The organism is Novosphingobium sp. TCA1, assembly GCF_009811895.1.
In the GTDB taxonomy this organism is placed as follows: domain Bacteria; phylum Pseudomonadota; class Alphaproteobacteria; order Sphingomonadales; family Sphingomonadaceae; genus Novosphingobium; species Novosphingobium panipatense_A.
In genome coordinates this window covers 179662-197042 of the sequence record NZ_BLJH01000001.1, presented here as the reverse complement: position 1 = coordinate 197042, position 17381 = coordinate 179662, and the positions used below count along the sequence as shown (strand labels likewise).

Genomic DNA, 17381 nt, shown 5'->3' with positions numbered 1-17381 from the left:
GAGAGAAGAATGTCGCTGCTCGGCGGAACCTACGAATGTTCGACCAAGACCCCGATGGGCCACCAGAAGGGCACGCTGACCATCGTGCCCGAAGGTGACACGTTCACCGGCCAGATCACCGGCGATCTCGGCACGATGGAACTGCGCGAGGGGCGGATCGACGGCAACCGGCTCAGCTGGAAGATGAAGATGACCTCGCCGATGGCCATCGACCTCGACTGCAAGGCCGAGGTGGACGGCACCGCCCTCACCGGCACGATCAAGGCGGGCTTCTTCGGCTCGATGACGCTGACCGGCACGAAGACGTCGTAAGCGCATAGCGCACGAAAAAGCCCCGGAAAGCAGTGCGCTTTCCGGGGCTTTTTTGTTGTCAGAGGCCGACGAGATCAGCCCAGCTTGGCCTTCAGGATCTCGTTGACCACCTGCGGGTTGCCCTTGCCGGCCATGGCCTTCATTGTCTGGCCGACGAAGAAGCCGAACAGCGCAACCTTGCCTTCTCGGTACTGGGCGACCTTGTCGGCGTTGGCGGCGAGGATCTCGTCCACCTTGGCCTCGATGGCGCCGGTGTCCGATTCCTGCTTCAGGCCTTCGCGCTCGACGATGACGCCGGCATTGTCGCCGGTCTCGAACATCGTTTCCAGCACCTGCTTGGCGATCGAGCCGGAGATCGTGCCCTTGCCCACCAGCGCCAGCAATTCCGCCGCCTGCTCATGGCTGATCGGCGAATCTTCAAGGCTCTTGCCCAGCTTGTTGAGCGCGCCGAAGAATTCGGAAATCAGCCAGTTGGCCGCCTGCTTGGCTACTTCGGCAGGCTGCTTGCCCTGCGCCGAAGCGGTTTCGGCCAGCAGCGCCTCGAACCAGGCGAAGGTATCGACATCGGCGGTCAGAACGGCGGCATTGTAGGCCGAAAGGCCCAGCTCGCCTTCGTAGCGGGCGCGCTTGGCGTCCGGCAGCTCGGGCAGGCTCGCGCGGCATTCCTCAAGGAAGGCATCGTCGAGTTCGAGCGGCAGCAGGTCCGGGTCCGGGAAGTAGCGATAGTCGTGCGCGTCTTCCTTCGAGCGCATCGAGCGCGTGGAGCCGGTGCCCGGATCGAACAGGCGGGTTTCCTGCACGATCTTGCCGCCCGCTTCCAGAACGTCGACCTGACGGCTCGCCTCGTGCTCGATCGCCTGCATGACGAAACGCACGGAATTGACGTTCTTGGTCTCGGTACGGGTGCCGAGTTCCTCGCCGGGGCGGCGGACCGAGACGTTGACGTCGGCACGCATCGAACCCTGGTCCATGTTGCCGTCGCACGAGCCGACATAGCGCAGGATCGTACGCAGCTTCGACAGGTAGGCACCAGCCTCGGCGGGCGAGGTCATGTCCGGGCGGCTGACGATTTCCATTAGCGCCACGCCGGAGCGGTTGAGATCGACATAGGACATCGTCGGATGCTGGTCGTGCATCAGCTTGCCCGCGTCCTGCTCGACGTGGATGCGCTCGATGCCGATCACCTTGTCGGCCGGGATGCCCGCTTTCTCGTCCGCCTCGATGGTCAGCGAGCCTTCGCCGACCAGCGGGTGGTAGAGCTGGCTGATCTGGTAACCCTGCGGAAGATCGGCGTAGAAGTAGTTCTTGCGGTCGAAGCGCGACCACTTGTTGATCTGCGCCTCGATCGCCATGCCGGTACGCACGGCCTGACGGATGCATTCGCGGTTCGGAACCGGCAGCATGCCCGGCATCGCCGCGTCGATCAGCGAGACCTGGCTGTTCGGCTCCGCGCCGAACGCCGTGGCCGAGCCCGAGAACAGCTTGGAGTTCGAGGTGACCTGCGCGTGGACTTCGAGGCCGATCACGACCTCCCAGTCACCGGTGGCGCCCTGGATGCGATACGTGCTCATATTACCACCACTTTTCCGGCTTGGCCGCAAACTGCGCGCGCTGTTCCAGCGCGAGACCGGCGTTCAGCACGCCCTGTTCGTCGAAAGCCTTGCCGATGACCTGAAGACCCAGCGGCAGACCCTCACGGTTTAGCCCGGCCGGGACCGACATCGCCGGAAGACCCGCGAGCGAGGCGGGCACCGCGAAGACGTCGTTCAGGTACATCTTCAGCGGATCGTCGACGTTCTCGCCCAGGCCGAAGGCGGCCGAGGGCGCGGTCGGCGCAAGGATCACGTCGCACTGCTCGAAGGCCTTGGCGAAGTCCTGCGCGATCAGCGCGCGGACCTTCTGGGCCTGCGTGTAGTAGGCGTCGTAAAAACCGGCCGAGAGCACGTAAGTGCCGATCAGGATGCGGCGCTTCACCTCGGGGCCGAAACCGGCGGCGCGGGTGGCGGCGTACATGTCCTGAAGGTTGGCACCGTCCGGCAGGTCGCGCAGGCCGTAGCGCACGCCGTCATAGCGCGCGAGGTTCGACGAGGCTTCGGCAGGCGCGATGATGTAGTAGGTCGGCAGCGCGTACTTGGTGTGCGGTAGCGAGATCTCGACGATCTCCGCGCCCGCATCCTTCAGCCAGGCAATGCCGTCGTCCCACGACTTCGACACGTCTTCGTCCAGGCCATCGACGCGGTATTCCTTCGGAATGCCGACCTTCTTGCCCTTCATGTCGCCCGAAAGCGCGGCTTCCCAGTTCGGCACAGGGAGGTCGAGGCTGGTCGAATCCTTGGCGTCGAAACCGGCCATGGCTTCGAGCATGATCGCACAGTCCTGCACCGAGCGGGCCATCGGGCCGGCCTGATCGAGCGAGCTGGCGAAGGCCACCACACCCCAGCGCGAGCAGCGGCCGTAAGTCGGCTTGATGCCGGTGGTGCCGGTGAAAGCGGCGGGCTGGCGGATCGAGCCGCCAGTGTCGGTGCCCGTCGCCGCCGGGCAGAGGCGCGCGGCGAGAGCCGACGACGAACCGCCCGAGGAACCGCCGGGAGCGAGGGCAGCGTTGCCGCCATCGTTACGCTTCCATGGCGAGATCACGTTGCCGAAGTAGCTGGTCTCGTTCGACGAGCCCATGGCGAACTGGTCGAGGTTCAGCTTGCCCAGCATGCCCGCACCGGCATCCCACAGCTTCTGCGAGACGGTCGATTCGTACTGCGGCTTGAAGCCTTCCAGCATGTGGCTGGCAGCGGTGGTCTGCACGTCGAAAGTGGCGAACAGGTCCTTCATGCCGATCGGCACGCCGCCCATCTTGCCGAGGGCTTCGCCACGCGCGCGCTTGGCATCGGTGGCCTGCGCCGCTTCGATCGCCTTTTCGGGCGTGGCGATGATGAAGGCGTTCAGCGCTTCCTGCGCGGCGGCGACATTGGCGTTGAACGCGGTCGCCACTTCGACGGCGGAGAAATCGCCATTCGCAACGCCGTCACGGATCTGCGCGACGCCGAATTCGGTAAGGTCAGTCATTATTCGATCACCTTGGGCACGCCGAAGAAGCCGTGTTCGGCGGCGGGAGCATTGGCCAGAACGGCATCGCGCTTGTCGCCGCCGGTCAGCGGATCGGCATCGATCACGTCGTCGCGCAGGCGCAGCGTATTGGGGATGACGGCGGTCATCGGCTCGACTTGCGAGGTATCGACCTCGCCAAGCTGCTCTACCCAGGCGAGAATGCCGTTGAGTTCGGGGACCATCGCCTCGATTTCAGCCTCGCTCACCTTGATGCGGGCAAGGCTGGCGATCTTCGCAACGGTTGCGGTATCGACCGACATGGCTTTCCTTCAGATTTGACCGGCGGGCTGCGCGCCGCGCCGGAATGTCAGGATCGGGCAGCTAGCACCCGTCCGAATTTGCTTCAAGCGGGGACGCCTCCGTCAGGGAGCGTCCGCCAGGCGCATTACTGGCCGGTTTGCGCCGGTTGCGCCTGTTCAGCGCCCTGTTGCGCCCCTTGCTGCGCCCCTTGTTGTTGGGCGATCATCGCGTCCAGTTCGGCGCGGGTCTTGAAGTCCAGCAGGGTCACTTCGAAGACGAGATCCGAATTCGGCGGGATCGGCCCGCCGCCTTCGGCGCCGTAAGCCAGCTCCGAGGGGATCTCGATCTTGTAGGTGCCGCCGCGCTGCATCTGCACCAGGCCATCGGCGAAACCGGGTACGACTTCGCCCACGGCCATCGGCATCTGCTCGTTCTGGTCGAACACGGTGCCGTCCTTGAGCATGCCCTTGTAGTTCACGAGGACATAGTCATCGCGGGTAGGCTTCGCGCCCTCCCCCGCCTTGACGGTGGTGACGCTGACCTGACGTGCGGGAGCGGCAGCGGTGGGCGCAGCCGGCTTTTCCTGCGCGGCGGCAGGAACCGCCGGCAGGACAGTCACCGGAAGGGCGAGAGCCAGCGCGAGAAGCGCGCCGGGCGTCTTGCGGATCATCCTGGCCGCGGCGATCAGCGGGCCGGACCTTCGGCGGGAGCAGGCGCGCCGCCCGGAATCCCGCCCGGCATGGCTGCGCCCGGAGCGCCGCCGCCCTGCATCTGCATCTGCTGAAGCTGCTGCATCATGCGCTGCTGCTGTTCGATCTCTGCGCGGCTCTTGAAGTCGAGCAGCTCGATCTCGAAGTTGAGATCCGAATTCGCCGGGATCTGCCCCACGGCCTTGTCGCCGTAGGCGAGCTTGGCGGGAATCTCGACCTCGTACTTGCCGCCGCGCTGCATCTTCACGAGCGCCTTGGTGAAACCGGGGATCACTTCGTTGAGCGCCATCGGCACCTGCTGTGCCTGGTCGAAAACCTTGCCGCCGGGCAGCGTGCCCTTGTAGTTGATCAGCACGACATCGGCCACCGTCGGCGACTCGCCCGACCCTGCGGTCAGCGTCTTGATATGGACCTGCGGCGGCAGCGCCGCATAGGCGACGCCGCCCGCGGCCAGCGCGACCGCGGCAACGCCCAGCCAGATCTTGCCCAGCGAGCCCTTGGCAATCGGCTGCAGCGGAACGCGAGTGATCTCAGTCATGGTCTAGGGCCTCGTTCGGATTCGCCCGGCGTCAGCAGCTGTACGGCGCGTCAGCGGCTGTACGGCAGATGCACAAAGGGCGCGGATGGAATTTCCGCGCCCTCATGGCTCAAGCCGAAGCGGTGTTCAAGCCGCAAGCAGAGCAATTTAAGATGTGCCAATCACAATCGTGCCTGCATGTGTTCCCAGCGGCATTCCTGCAATTGAAACGCGCTGCTTCCCGTGCCTCCGATCGAACGAACCTGCCCGAAAGAAGAGGGAAGCACCGCTGCCCCGCCCGAGGACGGGGCCGACGTCGCCTTACTTGGCGCCGTCACGCTCCATGCGCTTGCGCTCGAGCTTGCGAGCGCGGCGAACGGCGGCAGCCTTTTCGCGAGCGCGCTTTTCCGAGGGCTTCTCGTAGTGGCGACGCAGCTTCATCTCGCGGTAGACGCCTTCACGCTGCAGCTTCTTCTTGAGCGCACGAAGAGCCTGATCGACGTTATTGTCGCGGACGAGAATCTGCATAAACCGACACACCTCACAAATCGAAGGTACGAATTCCGCATTCCGACGCGGAAGGCACCCTGAAAGAAAACACGAAATTGCGCCGAATCCCATGTCGGGGTCGGCTCGAAGTTGGGGGCCGCTAGCACTGCCAGCGCGGGAAGGCAAGCAATCTTGGCCGATTTCTTGGCCGGGAATGCGCTCTCCACCGGGTACGAAGCCCCGATGGAGAGCAGTTATACACCGATCCGCGCCGTCAGGCCAGTTGATCGACGATCAGGCCGGAAGCCGAAATCGCAGCCGATGTCGCAGCGGACGATGTGTAGGTCACGCCCTCGGCCTGCTGCGCCTTGAGGTTCTCGAGAAAGGCCTGGACCGCCGCGAGGGTGGCGTCGGCCTCATCGGTCTCTTCCGTCTCCTCCGCGTCATCGGTCTCGTCGGTCGAATCGGTTTCGTCGGTTTCCTCCGTCTCGTCGGCCTCCTCGACCGACGAAGCGCCCGGCGGCGGCCCGCCCGCACCGCGCGGCCCACCCGGGCCGCCTGCGCCGCCCGGACCACCGGGACCACCGGCCGCTTCACCTGCCTCGCCCGCTTCTCCCGATGCTCCCTGTTGAGCTGGGCCCTGGGCGAACAGCGACTGGAGCGCGCTGGCCTGATCCTCGGTCAGGGTGCCGTTCTCGACCTGATCGGAAATCAGCGAATCGAGGCGGTCCTTCATCTGCGAGGGATCGAGTCGGCTGCCGGAACCGTCCGTGGCCAGCGCGTCGTCGATCGAATCGAGAGCCGATTCGAGCGCCGAAGCATCGCTGTCGCTGATCGCACCCTTGCCGACAGCGGTGGAGATCTTGTCGTCCATGTCCTGGCGCGGATCGAAAAGAGCGCTCAGCGCGCTCGTCGACGATGATATCTGCATCATTATGTCTCCTTGCGGAGTGGGGTCGCACCCAGAGAGCTTTATAGAACGGCAATGCGCCGCCCGGTCGGACGGAACGATTGGAAATCCGCGCGTTCGCGGCTAAGGCGGCGCGATGCCCCAACCAACTTTCCTTGCCGCGTCGGCCTTCGTCGCGCTGGGCGGCGGTTTCGGTGCCTGGCTGCGGTTCCTCACGGGCCTCGCCTGGACCGCGCTGCTCGGCCCTGTCCGCACCGGCGCCTTTCCCTACGGCACGCTGACCGTGAACGTGCTCGGCAGTCTGGCCATGGGCCTGCTCGCGGGCTGGTTGCTGTCGCGCGGTGCAGAGGGCGAGAATGCGCGCCTGCTGCTCGGCGTCGGCGTGCTTGGCGGCTACACTACCTTTTCCTCGTTCAGCCTCGATACCATGGCCCTCGTCTCGCGCGGGCAGGTCGGTCTTGCGGCTTTCTATGTCGCGATCTCGCTGATCGCGGGCTTCGCCGCGCTGTTCGCCGGCCTTTCCATCACGAAGGGAGTCGCCGCATGAGCCGCGACAATTCAGATTCCGTCCGCCAGTTCACCGTCGGCCGCGACGATGACGACATCCGCCTCGACCGCTGGTTCAAGCGCCATCTGCCCGACGTGGGCTTCGCGATGGTCTCGCGCTGGGCGCGTACCGGCCAGATCCGCGTCGACGGCAAGCGCGCCGATGTCGACACCCGCCTTGCCGCAGGCCAGGTCCTGCGCGTGCCGCCGGGCGGAGAGGCCAAGCCTGGCCTCGGCGCACCGCGCCCGCGCCGTGAGCTGACCGAGGAAGAGATCGAGCGCGCCGACGCCATGGTGCTGACGCAGGACCGCGCCGCGATCGTGCTCAACAAGCCTCCCGGTCTCGCCACGCAAGGCGGCTCGGGCATGAAGGAGCATGTCGATGGCCTGCTCGACGCCTATGCCGAGAAGGGCCCGCGTCCGCGTCTGGTCCACCGCCTCGACAAGGACACCTCGGGCGTCCTGCTCGTCGCCCGCACGCCGGGCAGCGCCGCGTTCTTCTCCAAGCGCTTCTCCGGGCGCACGGCCAAAAAGATCTACTGGGCGCTGGTGGTCGGCGTGCCGAGCATCAACGACGGCATGATCGAACTGCCGCTCGCCAAGCAGCCGGGCAGCGGCGGCGAGAAGATGCATGTCGACGAGGAAGGCGGCCAGACCGCCAAGACCCGCTACCGCGTGCTCGATCGGGCCGGCAACCGCGCCGCCTGGGTCGAACTGCATCCGCTGACCGGCCGCACCCACCAGCTGCGCGTCCACATGGCGGCGATCGGCCACCCGATCGTCGGCGACGGCAAGTACGGCGGGCAGGAGGCATTCCTCTCCGGCACGATCAGCCGCAAGATGCACCTTCACGCGCGCCGCCTGATCATCGAGCACCCGGACGGCACCCCGCTGGACGTGACCGCCCCCCTGCCCGAACACTTCGCCAATTCGATGGAATCGCTCGGCTTCGACGAAGCTGACGGCGCCGAATTGCCCGAAAGCGCGCCCGAGTTCACCAAGGACGACGAGAAGCGCGCCGCCAAGGCCCACGCCAAGCAGTACCGCAAGGAACGGCGCGGCGAACGCCGCTCGCGCCGCGACGGCGCCTCGGAGCGCCCCGGCTCGCGCGGAAAGCCTTCCGGCAAGCCTGGCAGCAAGGCCAAGGCCGGCCCCGGCAAGCCCGGCGCTCGGTCGGCCCGCCCCGGTGCCAAGCCCGGCACCAAACCCGGCGGCGCGCGCCCTGCCACGGGCCGCCCCTCCGGTAGCCGTCCCTCGGGTCCGCGAGGCAAGCGGTGAAGCTTGCCGTCTTCGACTGCGACGGCACGCTTGTCGACGGCCAGGCACCGATCTGCGAGGCCATGGAGGCGAGCTTCGCCGCCTTCGACCTCGCAGCGCCCTCGCGCGGGCTGATCCGGCGCGCCGTGGGTCTCTCCCTGCCCCAGGCGATCCGCCAGCTCCTGCCGGAAAGCGACGAAGCGCAGCAGGAGGCCATGGCCGAGGCCTACAAGGTCGCGTTCCGCCAAGCGCGCGAGGAAGGCCGTGTCTCGCAGCCGCTGTTTCCCGGCATAGAGGACTGCCTGCGCACCCTTCACGCGCGCGGCTGGACGCTGGGCGTGGCCACCGGCATGTCCGATCGCGGCCTCGCCCACTGCCTTTCCGCCAACGGCATCGCCGATCTTTTCGTCACGCTCCAGACCGCCGACCGCCATCCTTCGAAGCCCCATCCGGCCATGCTGGAAGAGGCCCTGATCGACGCCGGCGCCATGCCCGAAGAGGCAGTCATGATCGGCGACACCGCCTATGACATGCGCATGGCCAAGGCCGCCGGAACCCGCGCTGTCGGCGTGGACTGGGGCTACCACCACCCGCGCGAACTGGTCGAGGCCGGCGCGGAAAAGGTGGTCGAGGCGCCGAACGAACTCATGGAGTACCTGTTGACGTGAGCGATTCCGACCCCGCCAAGGCCCGTTTCGCCATCATCCAGCTCGTGCGGATCCTCGGCGTGGCCTGCGTCGTCGCGGGCATGGCCATCGGCGCGCGCAAGTGGGACCTGCCGCTCTGGCTGGGCTACCTGTTGATCATCAACGGACTGGTCGACGTCTTCGTCATCCCCAAGGTCCTTGCCCGCAAATGGCGGAGCCCGAAATGAAGCGTTTCTACAAGCACGTCGCGGCAGAAAAGATCGAGGGCGGAGAGACCGAAAGCGGCTGGCGCGTCCTGCTCGACGGCAGGCCGATAAGAACCGCGGGCGGCCGTGCCCAGATCGTCCCGGGCAAGGCGCTGGCCGAAGCCCTGGCGGCGGAATGGGCGGCGCAGGGCGCGGAAATCGACCCGCAATCGTTCCCCTTGCGCGACCTTGCCGACTTCGCGGCCGATGCCGTCGCCCCCGACCGGGCGCTGGCCGTTCGCGACATGCTGCCTTATGCCGAGACCGACACGCTCTGCTATCGCGGCGATCCCGAGGATGCGCTCTACCAGCGCCAGCTCGCCGTCTGGGAGCCGCTCCTTGCCGAGGCCGAAGCCGTCCACGGCGTGAAGTTCGCCCGCATCTCGGGTGTGGTCCACAAGCCGCAGCCCGCGGAGACCATGGCCCGCCTGGAAGCCGCCCTTACCGCCGAGAGCGATTTCGCCCTCGCCGCCCTGAAGATGCTCTCCAGCCTCGCCGCCTCGCTGGTGATCGCCCTCGCCGCGATCCGCCCCGGCGCCGACGCGCAGGCCCTGTGGAACGCCGCCAATCTCGAAGAGGACTGGCAGATCGAACTCTGGGGCGAAGACTGGGAAGCCGCCGAACGCCGCGCCGCCCGGTTCGAGGCGTTCAAGCTCGCGATCCGCTTCGCGGAACTGGCGCGGCAGGGATAGGCATAGCCTACAAGCCGCTCGTACAAGCTTCTCGCGCCCCGTGGCGGCATATGCTATGGCATATGCCAAGGAGAGAACATGGGTATCGAGCGCCAGGTAAAACTGTTCAAGAATGGCCGAAGCCAGGCGGTGCGTATTCCTCGTGAGTTCGAACTGCCCGGGGAAGACGCGATCATGCGCAAGGAGGGCTCCCGCATCATCATCGAACCGGCGCCTGCGCGTTCCCTGCTGGCACGGTTGAATACCCTTCAACCGATCGAGGATGATTTCGGACCGATCGACGATCTGCCCGCCGATCCTGTCGCGCTCTGACATATGTTTCTGCTCGATACGAACATCCTGTCGGACCTCATCCGAAACCCGCAAGGTGTGATCGCCGAACGGATAGCCGAAGTCGGTGAGAGCGAAATCGCGACGAGTATCATCGTGGCAAGCGAATTGCGCTACGGCGCCGAGCGGCGCGGGTCACCTCGCCTGACGGCGCAGTTGGAAGCCGTGCTGGAGCTGCTTCCCACCCTTCCCTTGGAGGATGGTGCGGACATTCACTATGGGCGATTGCGCAAGGACCTTGAGCAGCAAGGCAAACCTATCGGCGCAAACGATATGCTCATCGCCGCCCATGCACTGAGCCTGGGCGCGACTCTGGTGACGGACAATGTGCGCGAGTTCGAACGTGTCGCGGGCCTCGCCATGACGAATTGGCTCAGAGAGGTCTGAATACGGGATCGGGTCGCTTCAGTAGCCGAAGCATCCGTCCCGCTTTCCTTGGATGTACGGCTCCCACTTCCCTGCCCTGAGCCCTGTGTTCGGCGCACCGAACATGCGCTCAGAATGACTCGCGCGGTGTCCGCTGCACTATCCTCCCCGCTCAGCCTGAGCCTGTCGAAGGCCCCGAGGTGTAGCGCGAGGGTTCCATGCTTCGACAAGCTCAGCATGAGCGGGTGAACGCGGGAGATGAGGCAGGATGGCACGGGCAGGCTCAGCCCGCCTCCCAATCCCGTCACGCCAATCCCGCCACGCCAATCCGCGCAGCTCCCTCAGCCGCCGGTTTTCACCCAGGCGGCGATCTGGCCTGCCACGTCGTTGGCGGCCTTGTTGAGCGCCGGGGCGACCGAGGCGGCCTCTGCCTTGACGCCGGGCACCACGGCCTCGAAGCGGTGGGTCACCAGCGGGCCGCCGCGTTCGGTGCGGATGGCGTCGAAGCGCACCACCACCGACGAACTCGGCACGTCATAGCCCATCTGGAGCAGGCGGCCGCCGATCAGCGTCTTGCCGGTGACTTCGAAATCGCCGCCCTCGACCACGAGCTGGCCGGTCTGGGCGCGCAGGGTCTCGGCCAGCAGCGAGCGGAACTGGCGGGTGGGCTTCTCGATCCACCAGCCGTCCTTGAGGTAGGAGATGGTCGAGCCGTCCACTTTCACCGGCACACGCAGCACGTCGAGGCTGCGGTCGGACTCGGGATCGAGCACGACGATCGCATCGGCGATCTTGCCGGTCGCCTGCGCGCCTGCGGGCGCGGTCTGGTCCGGCGTCAGGCGCAGCAGCAGGTCGGGCGTCTTGGGGGCCAGGCTGATGCAGCCCGAAAGCGTGCCCGTAAGCACCAGAGCCGCCATGGCCGCGCGCGCGCCGCCGGAGATCGGGGTCTTGTGCCGAAGCTTCATCGCGGTTCCCATCGTGGTTCTCGTCTTCATCTGGCCGCTCATGGCCGACCCCTTCAAGGCTTGTAGGTGGGCAGTTTCTGCCCCTTGATCAGCGCGCCCGCGCCCTGCTCGTCGATCTTTTCGGTGACGCTGCGCAGCGCCTTGCTAGTGGCGCGAAGGTCGCGGATCGCGGCCTCGGCGGCAGGCAGGGTCTGGTTCGAAACCTGGTCGAAGGCGGGCTGTGCATGCTGGAGCGTCTGGTCGAGCGTCTCCATGGACTTCTGCGCCGCGCCCAGCGTCTTGCGAAGCTGCTCGGCCAGCGAATTACCCTGATCGCCCAGCAGGTTATCGGCCTTTCCTGCCACGCCCTCGAAGGCCACCAGCGTCTTCGTCGCCTGGTTCAGGGTTACCTGAAGCTCGGCCAGCGTGTCCCGCACTTGCGGCGTCGCGGCCGAAAGGTCCTTCGTCATCTTGTCGGTATTCCTGAGAATACCAGTGATGGAGCGGCGGTTCTCGTCGGAGAGCAGCAGGTTGAGGTTCTCGGTCAGCGTCGCCAGGCGTTCCAGCAGCAGCGGTGCGTTGGACAGGATTTCACCCAGGCCGCCGCGCTTGGTGGGAATCACCGGAACGCCTTCCGGGCCGGGCTCGGTCAGCAGGGGTGCATCCTTCACCGCGCCTTCCAGCTGGATATCGGCAACGCCGGTGAAGCTGCCCTGGATCGTGGCGGTGGTGCCCACCGTCACGGGGACTTTCTTGTCCACCTTTACGCGCACGCGGATGAAGCTGGGATCCTGCGGCCAGAGCTCGATCTCCTTGATCTGCCCGACCGGCACGCCGTTGTAGTCCACGCCGGAACCCTTGGCGAGCCCGTCCACCGACTGCTTGAAGAAGATGTCGTACTCGTTGCGCGCGGTATCGTTGATCCGCGCGATCCAGATGATGAACGCCGCCAGCGTCGCCAGAAGCACCAGCGTGACGGCTCCGACCCATACGTGATTGGCCCGTGTTTCCATGCTGTATGCCCTATGCCCCGCTTTCTTGGGTGTTGGTGAACGGTTCCCGGGGTGCGGAACCGTCCTGCGCGACCGGCGCATCGTTCTTCATCGAAAACTCGTCCTTGGCGCAGAGCGCCGCACGGCCGCGCGGGCCGTTGAAATATTCCTGTATCCACGGATGGTCGAGCGCCAGCAGTTCCGGGATCGTGCCCACCGCGATCACCTGCTTGTCCGCCAGCACCGCCACGCGGTCGCAGATGGCATGGAGCGTGTCGAGATCGTGGGTGATCAGGAACACCGTCAGCCCCAGATTGTCCGCCAGGCTGCGCGTCAGCCGGTCGAAGGCAGCGGCGCCGATCGGGTCGAGACCGGCGGTCGGCTCGTCGAGGAACAGCAGTTCCGGGTCCAGCGCCAGCGCGCGGGCGAGACCGGCGCGCTTCTTCATGCCGCCCGAAAGCTCGCTGGGATACTTGTAGGCGGCCTCTTCCGCCAGCCCGGCCAGGCGCACCTTGAAGCGGGCGATCTCCTCGCGCAGGGTGTCTTCGATCTCGGGGTAGAACTGCTTGAGCGGCACTTCCACGTTCTCGCCCACCGTCAGGGTGGAAAACAGCGCGCCGCCCTGGAACAGCACGCCCCAGCGCGAGCGCATGTCCCTGCCCTCGTCGTCGGTGGAGGCGCCGATATGGTGGCCCAGCACCGTGATCTCCCCGGAATCGGGCTGCTGGAGGCCGATGATCGAGCGCATCAGCACCGACTTGCCGGTGCCCGAGCCGCCGACGACGCCCAGGATCTCGCCCTTGCGGACCTTGAGCGAGAGATTGTCGTGGATCACATGATCGCCGAACGCATTGCGCAGGCCTTCCACGACGATCGGATATTCGTCCGATTCCGGGGCGGCCTGGGGCGCATCAAGGGTTTCGACTTCGGTCATTGCCAGCCGATCTTGGTGAAGAAGATCGCGAAGAAGGCGTCGAGCACGATCACGGTGAAGATGGCGGTGACCACGGCTTGCGTGGTGCGCGCGCCCACTTCCTCGGCGTTCGAGGTCACCTGCATGCCCTGATAGCACCCCGCCAATGCCACGATCAGCGCGAAGACCGGGGCCTTGAGCAGGCCCACCCAGACGTCGGTGATCGGCACCACTTCCTGGGTGCGCTGGAGGAAGGTCCAGAACGGAATGTCGAGCGCGAAATTGGCGATGAAGGCGCCGCCGATGATCGCCAGCACCGTGGAGTAGAAGCCCAGCAGCGGCATCATCAGCATCGCCGCCAGCACCCGCGGCACCACCAGCGCCTGCATCGGCGAGACGCCGATGGTGCGCATGGCGTCCACTTCCTCGGTCAGCTTCATCGTGCCGATCTGCGCCGCGAAAGCCGAGCCCGAACGGCCCGCCACCATGATCGCGGTCATCAGGATGCCCAGTTCGCGCATGGCAAGGCGGCCGGTGAGGTTGATCGTGTAGATTTCCGCCCCGAACTGCGCCAGCTGCACCGCGCCCTGCTGGGCGATGACGATGCCGATGAGGAAGCTCATCAGCCCGATGATCCACAGCGAATTGATGCCCACATGCTGCATGTGGTGGACCAAGGCCGTGCCGCGCAGCCGCGAGGGATGCCGCAGGGCGGTGCCGAGCGACGTGATCAGTTCGCCCAGGAACCCGACCATGCGCACCAGCCCGTACCCCCAGCCGACCACCAGGTCGCCCAGTTCGCCTACGGTGCGCACCAGCAGCGGCTTGACCGGTTCGATCTGCGCCTCTTCCTCGGGCACGCCGCCGATGGCGGCGAAGAGGCGCTTGGCCTGCTCGCTCTGGCCTACGACTTCGAGATCGTGCTCGCTGGCATAGCGGCAGACGAGCCAGGCCCCGGTCGTGTCGATATCGGTGACGCCCGCCATGTCGATCCGCGCGAAAGGACCGTTCAGTGCGGCCAGCTTGTCGCCCAGATTACCCAGCGAATGGACGCGCAACGGCCCCTTCAGCGCCACGGTCTGGACGCCGTCCTGGTCGCTTTCCGACAGAGTGAATTCAGCCCATTCCCGCATGTGCGCTCGTATTGGGGGAAAATGCCTGTACCGGCAAGGGGTTCCCCGGGTGCGACAGATTGTTGATTTTGCAAGGAGGGGTCTGGAAACATACCGTGGCAATTTGATGGCAGCATTCCGCGCAAGCCCTACGCGCACTTGCGCGCGAAGCGCCGCGCTGGCAAAGCCCCGCGCCATGACCGACACTCCAGAAACCGCCCCCGAAGCCGCTCTCGACAAGACCTTCGACCCCGCCCAGATCGAGGCGAAGTGGTACCAGCATTGGGAAAGCGAAGGGCTGTTCCGCCCCGAACGTGCCGACGCGCAGCCGTTCACCATCGTGAACCCGCCGCCGAACGTCACCGGCTCGCTCCACATCGGCCACGCGCTGGACAATACGCTGCAGGACATCGTGATCCGTCACGAGCGCCTGAAGGGCAAGGACGCGCTCTGGGTGGTCGGCACCGACCATGCGGGCATCGCCACCCAGATGGTGGTCGAACGCCAGATGGAAGCCAAGCAGGACAAACGCGCCAACTACACGCGCGAGGCTTTCATTGAGAAGGTCTGGGAGTGGAAGGCCGAATCCGGCGGCACCATCACCGGCCAGCTGCGCCGCCTCGGCTGCTCGATGGACTGGAGCCGCGAGCAGTTCACGATGGATCCGCACTTCACCAAGGCCGTGGTCAAGGTCTTCGTGGACCTGCACAAGCAGGGCCTGATCTACCGTGACAAGCGCCTGGTGAACTGGGACCCCAAGTTCCGCACCGCCATTTCCGACCTCGAAGTCGAGACGCGCGAGACCAACGGCCACTTCTGGCACATCAAGTATCCGCTTTCGGACGGTTCGGGCCATATCCACGTCGCCACCACCCGCCCCGAGACGATGCTGGCCGACATGGCCGTCGCGGTTAATCCCGAGGACGCGCGCTACAAGGAACTGCTGGCGCGCGGCGCCACCGTCACCCTGCCGCTCACCGGCCGCGAGATTCCCATCGTCGCCGACGAGCATGCCGATCCCGAACTGGGCTCCGGCGCGGTGAAGATCACGCCCGGTCATGACTTCAACGACTTCGAGGTGGGCAAGCGCGCGGGCTTCAAGGCCGGCGACATGCTCAACATGCTCGATGCCGACGCCAAGGTCTGCCAGACGCAGGATGGCCTCGTCCCCGCGCAGCTCATCGGCATGGACCGGTTCGAGGCGCGCAAGGCTATCGTCGCGTTCCTGGAAGACGACGGGTTGCTCGAAAAGGTCGAGGACCGCGTGATCCAGACCCCGTTCGGCGACCGCAGCGGCGTGGTGATCGAACCCTGGCTGACCGATCAGTGGTACGTCGATGCGCAGACGCTGGCCGGCCCGCCGATGGAAGCCGTCCGCTCCGGCGCGATCGAGATCGTTCCCAAGACCTGGGAAAAGACCTTCTTCAACTGGATGGAAAACATTCAGCCCTGGTGCGTCTCCCGCCAGCTCTGGTGGGGCCACCGCATCCCGGCGTGGTATGGTCCTCGAAAAACAGAGCTAGGACTCGAAGTCGTTCATCGCGAAGAATTTGGCGTCGAAAAGCCCAATTTTGTTGCAGAAACTGAGGAAGAAGCGATTGCCATCGCCGCCGAATATTACGGCGTTGAAGCATCCAGAATTTGCATCGTTGCCGGCGCAAATGAAGCCGCTGGCTTCCCTCCTCATTCGGAAACTCCCGCATATCTTATCAGCGAGGGAATCTCCAACAACGGCCCGATTCCAATTTATCGCGACGAGGACGTGCTGGACACCTGGTTCTCCTCCGCGCTCTGGCCTTTCGCCACGCTCGGCTGGCCCGATGAAGATGCCCCGCTGCTGAACAAGCACTATCCGAACGACCTGTTGGTTTCCGGCTTCGACATCCTGTTCTTCTGGGATGCGCGCATGGCGATGCAGGGCATTCACTTCATGAAGGAAGTGCCGTGGAAGCGGCTCTACCTCCATGGTCTGGTGCGTGCCGCCGACGGCCAGAAGATGTCGAAGTCCAAGGGCAACGTGGTCGATCCGCTGGGCCTGATCGACAAGTACGGCGCCGACGCACTGCGCTTCTTCATGGCCGCCATGGAAAGCCAGGGCCGCGACGTGAAGATGGATGAAAAGCGCGTCGAAGGTTACCGCAACTTCGCCACGAAGCTGTGGAACGCCGCGCGTTTCTGCCAGTCCAACGGCATCGTCGCCAGCACCTCGATCAAGGCGCCCGCCGCTACCTCCGCCGTCAACAAGTGGATCATCGGCGAAGTCGTCGAAACCGTCGCCGCGCTGGACAAGGCCATGGCCGACCTGCGCTTCGACGCGGCTGCCAACGCGATCTACCACTTCGTGTGGAACCAGTTCTGCGACTGGTACATCGAACTGATCAAGGGCAACTTCGACGAAGAGACCAAGGCCGTCGCCGGCTGGGTGCTCGACCAGATCCTCGTCATGCTCCACCCGTTCATGCCCTTCGTCACCGAAGAGCTGTGGAGCAAGATGGGCGCGCGCGATCAGGACCTGATCGTCGCCGCATGGCCCGCGCCGGACGCTGCGGTGGACGCCGAAGCCAAGGCCGAAGTCGAATGGCTGATCGCGCTGATCGGCAACCTTCGCGGCGCCAAGTCGGAACTCGGCATCGCGCCGGGCGCGCGCCTGACCGCCTATGTCGCCGATCCCTCGGACGCGACGCGCGCAGTGATCGGCCGCAACGGCACCGTGATCGACCGTCTGGCGCGTCTGGATGCGATTCTGTTCGAGGCTGCTCCGGCCGGCGCCGCCATGCAGGTGGGCGCGGGCGACGCGACGCTGGCGATCCCGCTGAAAGGCGTGATCGACATCGCCGCCGAGAAGGCCCGTCTGGAAAAGGCCATGGCCGCTTCTGTCAAGGAACGGGACTCGCTCGACAAGCGTCTGGGCAACCCGGCCTTCGTCGAAAAGGCCAAACCCGAGGCCATCGACAAGGCGCGTGCGGATCATGCGCACCACTCGGCCGAAGCGGAGCGGCTGGCTGCGGCGCTGGCGCGGCTGGGTTAAGAAGGGGGAAAAGCAGGGGGTAAACACCC

Annotated in this window: 20 protein-coding genes; 9 read left to right on the top strand and 11 right to left on the bottom strand. The window is 65.7% G+C overall.

Annotated features, from left to right (window positions below; translation table 11 throughout):
* Positions 1-9 precede the first annotated feature (9 nt).
* Positions 10-312, top strand: a complete 303-nt coding sequence (locus NTCA1_RS01040; protein ID WP_086492064.1) for a hypothetical protein — start codon at positions 10-12, stop codon at positions 310-312.
* 74 nt (positions 313-386) lie between these two features.
* Here the strand turns inward: NTCA1_RS01040 and gatB are convergent, their stop codons facing one another.
* From gatB to NTCA1_RS01005, 7 genes are all read right to left on the bottom strand, one after another.
* On the bottom strand, positions 387-1883 hold the full coding sequence (gatB, locus tag NTCA1_RS01035; RefSeq protein ID WP_159827405.1) for an Asp-tRNA(Asn)/Glu-tRNA(Gln) amidotransferase subunit GatB: 1497 nt from the start codon (positions 1881-1883) through the stop codon (positions 387-389).
* 1 nt (position 1884) lies between these two features.
* Positions 1885-3372 carry an Asp-tRNA(Asn)/Glu-tRNA(Gln) amidotransferase subunit GatA gene (gatA, locus tag NTCA1_RS01030; RefSeq protein ID WP_159827402.1) on the bottom strand — a complete coding sequence of 496 codons (1488 nt, stop codon included), beginning with the start codon at positions 3370-3372 and terminating at the stop codon, positions 1885-1887.
* A complete protein-coding gene (gatC, locus tag NTCA1_RS01025; protein ID WP_021234714.1) occupies positions 3372-3674 on the bottom strand; it encodes an Asp-tRNA(Asn)/Glu-tRNA(Gln) amidotransferase subunit GatC in 303 nt (100 codons plus the stop codon). The genes gatA and gatC overlap by 1 nt, the downstream gene beginning before the upstream one ends.
* 125 nt (positions 3675-3799) lie before the next feature.
* The gene (locus tag NTCA1_RS01020; protein WP_159827399.1) at positions 3800-4324 is read right to left on the bottom strand and encodes an FKBP-type peptidyl-prolyl cis-trans isomerase; all 525 of its coding nucleotides are present in this window, start codon (positions 4322-4324) and stop codon (positions 3800-3802) included.
* A gap of 14 nt (positions 4325-4338) precedes the next feature.
* On the bottom strand, positions 4339-4902 hold the full coding sequence (locus NTCA1_RS01015; RefSeq protein WP_159827396.1) for an FKBP-type peptidyl-prolyl cis-trans isomerase: 564 nt from the start codon (positions 4900-4902) through the stop codon (positions 4339-4341).
* A 300-nt stretch (positions 4903-5202) separates the two neighbouring features.
* Positions 5203-5409: a 30S ribosomal protein S21 gene (gene rpsU, locus NTCA1_RS01010; RefSeq protein ID WP_007688176.1), complete on the bottom strand. Its 207-nt coding sequence runs from the start codon at positions 5407-5409 to the stop codon at positions 5203-5205.
* Between the two features lie 235 nt (positions 5410-5644).
* A complete protein-coding gene (locus tag NTCA1_RS01005) occupies positions 5645-6304 on the bottom strand; it encodes a hypothetical protein (protein ID WP_159827393.1) in 660 nt (219 codons plus the stop codon).
* Between the two features lie 112 nt (positions 6305-6416).
* On the opposite strand from NTCA1_RS01005, the gene crcB reads away from it, so the two are divergent.
* The 7 genes from crcB (at position 6417) to NTCA1_RS00970 (ending at position 10384) form a co-directional block, all read left to right on the top strand.
* Positions 6417-6827 (top strand): fluoride efflux transporter CrcB, encoded by a 411-nt coding sequence (gene crcB, locus NTCA1_RS01000; protein ID WP_159827390.1) that lies wholly within the window; start codon positions 6417-6419, stop codon positions 6825-6827.
* Complete coding sequence (locus NTCA1_RS00995; RefSeq protein WP_159827387.1) at positions 6824-8104, top strand: RluA family pseudouridine synthase; 1281 nt, start codon at positions 6824-6826, stop codon at positions 8102-8104. Before crcB ends, NTCA1_RS00995 begins: the two co-directional genes overlap by 4 nt.
* A complete protein-coding gene (locus tag NTCA1_RS00990; protein ID WP_086492072.1) occupies positions 8101-8751 on the top strand; it encodes an HAD-IA family hydrolase in 651 nt (216 codons plus the stop codon). The genes NTCA1_RS00995 and NTCA1_RS00990 overlap by 4 nt, the downstream gene beginning before the upstream one ends.
* Entirely contained in the window at positions 8748-8957 is a 210-nt protein-coding gene (locus NTCA1_RS00985) for a hypothetical protein (protein ID WP_086492073.1), read from the top strand. The genes NTCA1_RS00990 and NTCA1_RS00985 overlap by 4 nt, the downstream gene beginning before the upstream one ends.
* On the top strand, positions 8954-9667 hold the full coding sequence (locus tag NTCA1_RS00980; RefSeq protein WP_159827384.1) for an ATP12 family chaperone protein: 714 nt from the start codon (positions 8954-8956) through the stop codon (positions 9665-9667). Before NTCA1_RS00985 ends, NTCA1_RS00980 begins: the two co-directional genes overlap by 4 nt.
* Positions 9668-9745: 78 nt before the next feature.
* A complete protein-coding gene (locus NTCA1_RS00975; protein WP_159827381.1) occupies positions 9746-9979 on the top strand; it encodes an antitoxin in 234 nt (77 codons plus the stop codon).
* 3 nt (positions 9980-9982) lie between these two features.
* On the top strand, positions 9983-10384 hold the full coding sequence (locus tag NTCA1_RS00970; protein WP_159827378.1) for a type II toxin-antitoxin system VapC family toxin: 402 nt from the start codon (positions 9983-9985) through the stop codon (positions 10382-10384).
* A 320-nt stretch (positions 10385-10704) separates the two neighbouring features.
* Here NTCA1_RS00970 and NTCA1_RS00965 read toward each other — a convergent pair whose 3' ends face one another.
* From NTCA1_RS00965 to NTCA1_RS00950, 4 genes are read right to left on the bottom strand one after another with little or no spacing between them, the layout of a single operon-like run.
* Positions 10705-11358 carry an ABC-type transport auxiliary lipoprotein family protein gene (locus NTCA1_RS00965; RefSeq protein WP_306439265.1) on the bottom strand — a complete coding sequence of 218 codons (654 nt, stop codon included), beginning with the start codon at positions 11356-11358 and terminating at the stop codon, positions 10705-10707.
* A gap of 23 nt (positions 11359-11381) precedes the next feature.
* Entirely contained in the window at positions 11382-12320 is a 939-nt protein-coding gene (locus tag NTCA1_RS00960) for an MlaD family protein (protein WP_086492077.1), read from the bottom strand.
* A gap of 10 nt (positions 12321-12330) precedes the next feature.
* Entirely contained in the window at positions 12331-13233 is a 903-nt protein-coding gene (locus NTCA1_RS00955) for an ABC transporter ATP-binding protein (RefSeq protein ID WP_159827375.1), read from the bottom strand.
* Entirely contained in the window at positions 13230-14345 is a 1116-nt protein-coding gene (locus tag NTCA1_RS00950) for an MlaE family lipid ABC transporter permease subunit (protein ID WP_159827372.1), read from the bottom strand. Before NTCA1_RS00950 ends, NTCA1_RS00955 begins: the two co-directional genes overlap by 4 nt.
* 175 nt (positions 14346-14520) lie before the next feature.
* Here NTCA1_RS00950 and NTCA1_RS00945 point away from each other — a divergent pair, with 175 nt between their 5' ends.
* Positions 14521-17352, top strand: coding sequence for a valine--tRNA ligase (locus NTCA1_RS00945; RefSeq protein ID WP_159827367.1), 2832 nt, complete (start codon positions 14521-14523; stop codon positions 17350-17352).
* Positions 17353-17381 lie beyond the last annotated feature (29 nt).

Bases quoted from the DNA above. Each gene is read 5' to 3' on its own strand.
- NTCA1_RS01040 (WP_086492064.1), top strand. From the start codon at position 10: ATGTCGCTGCTCGGCGGAACCTACGAATGTTCGACCAAGACCCCGATG.
- gatB (WP_159827405.1), bottom strand. From the start codon at position 1,883: ATGAGCACGTATCGCATCCAGGGCGCCACCGGTGACTGGGAGGTCGTG.
- gatA (WP_159827402.1), bottom strand. From the start codon at position 3,372: ATGACTGACCTTACCGAATTCGGCGTCGCGCAGATCCGTGACGGCGTT.
- gatC (WP_021234714.1), bottom strand. From the start codon at position 3,674: ATGTCGGTCGATACCGCAACCGTTGCGAAGATCGCCAGCCTTGCCCGC.
- NTCA1_RS01020 (WP_159827399.1), bottom strand. From the start codon at position 4,324: ATGATCCGCAAGACGCCCGGCGCGCTTCTCGCGCTGGCTCTCGCCCTT.
- NTCA1_RS01015 (WP_159827396.1), bottom strand. From the start codon at position 4,902: ATGACTGAGATCACTCGCGTTCCGCTGCAGCCGATTGCCAAGGGCTCG.
- rpsU (WP_007688176.1), bottom strand. From the start codon at position 5,409: ATGCAGATTCTCGTCCGCGACAATAACGTCGATCAGGCTCTTCGTGCG.
- NTCA1_RS01005 (WP_159827393.1), bottom strand. From the start codon at position 6,304: ATGATGCAGATATCATCGTCGACGAGCGCGCTGAGCGCTCTTTTCGAT.
- crcB (WP_159827390.1), top strand. From the start codon at position 6,417: ATGCCCCAACCAACTTTCCTTGCCGCGTCGGCCTTCGTCGCGCTGGGC.
- NTCA1_RS00995 (WP_159827387.1), top strand. From the start codon at position 6,824: ATGAGCCGCGACAATTCAGATTCCGTCCGCCAGTTCACCGTCGGCCGC.
- NTCA1_RS00980 (WP_159827384.1), top strand. From the start codon at position 8,954: ATGAAGCGTTTCTACAAGCACGTCGCGGCAGAAAAGATCGAGGGCGGA.
- NTCA1_RS00975 (WP_159827381.1), top strand. From the start codon at position 9,746: ATGGGTATCGAGCGCCAGGTAAAACTGTTCAAGAATGGCCGAAGCCAG.
- NTCA1_RS00970 (WP_159827378.1), top strand. From the start codon at position 9,983: ATGTTTCTGCTCGATACGAACATCCTGTCGGACCTCATCCGAAACCCG.
- NTCA1_RS00965 (WP_306439265.1), bottom strand. From the start codon at position 11,358: ATGAAGACGAGAACCACGATGGGAACCGCGATGAAGCTTCGGCACAAG.
- NTCA1_RS00960 (WP_086492077.1), bottom strand. From the start codon at position 12,320: ATGGAAACACGGGCCAATCACGTATGGGTCGGAGCCGTCACGCTGGTG.
- NTCA1_RS00955 (WP_159827375.1), bottom strand. From the start codon at position 13,233: ATGACCGAAGTCGAAACCCTTGATGCGCCCCAGGCCGCCCCGGAATCG.
- NTCA1_RS00950 (WP_159827372.1), bottom strand. From the start codon at position 14,345: ATGCGGGAATGGGCTGAATTCACTCTGTCGGAAAGCGACCAGGACGGC.
- NTCA1_RS00945 (WP_159827367.1), top strand. From the start codon at position 14,521: ATGACCGACACTCCAGAAACCGCCCCCGAAGCCGCTCTCGACAAGACC.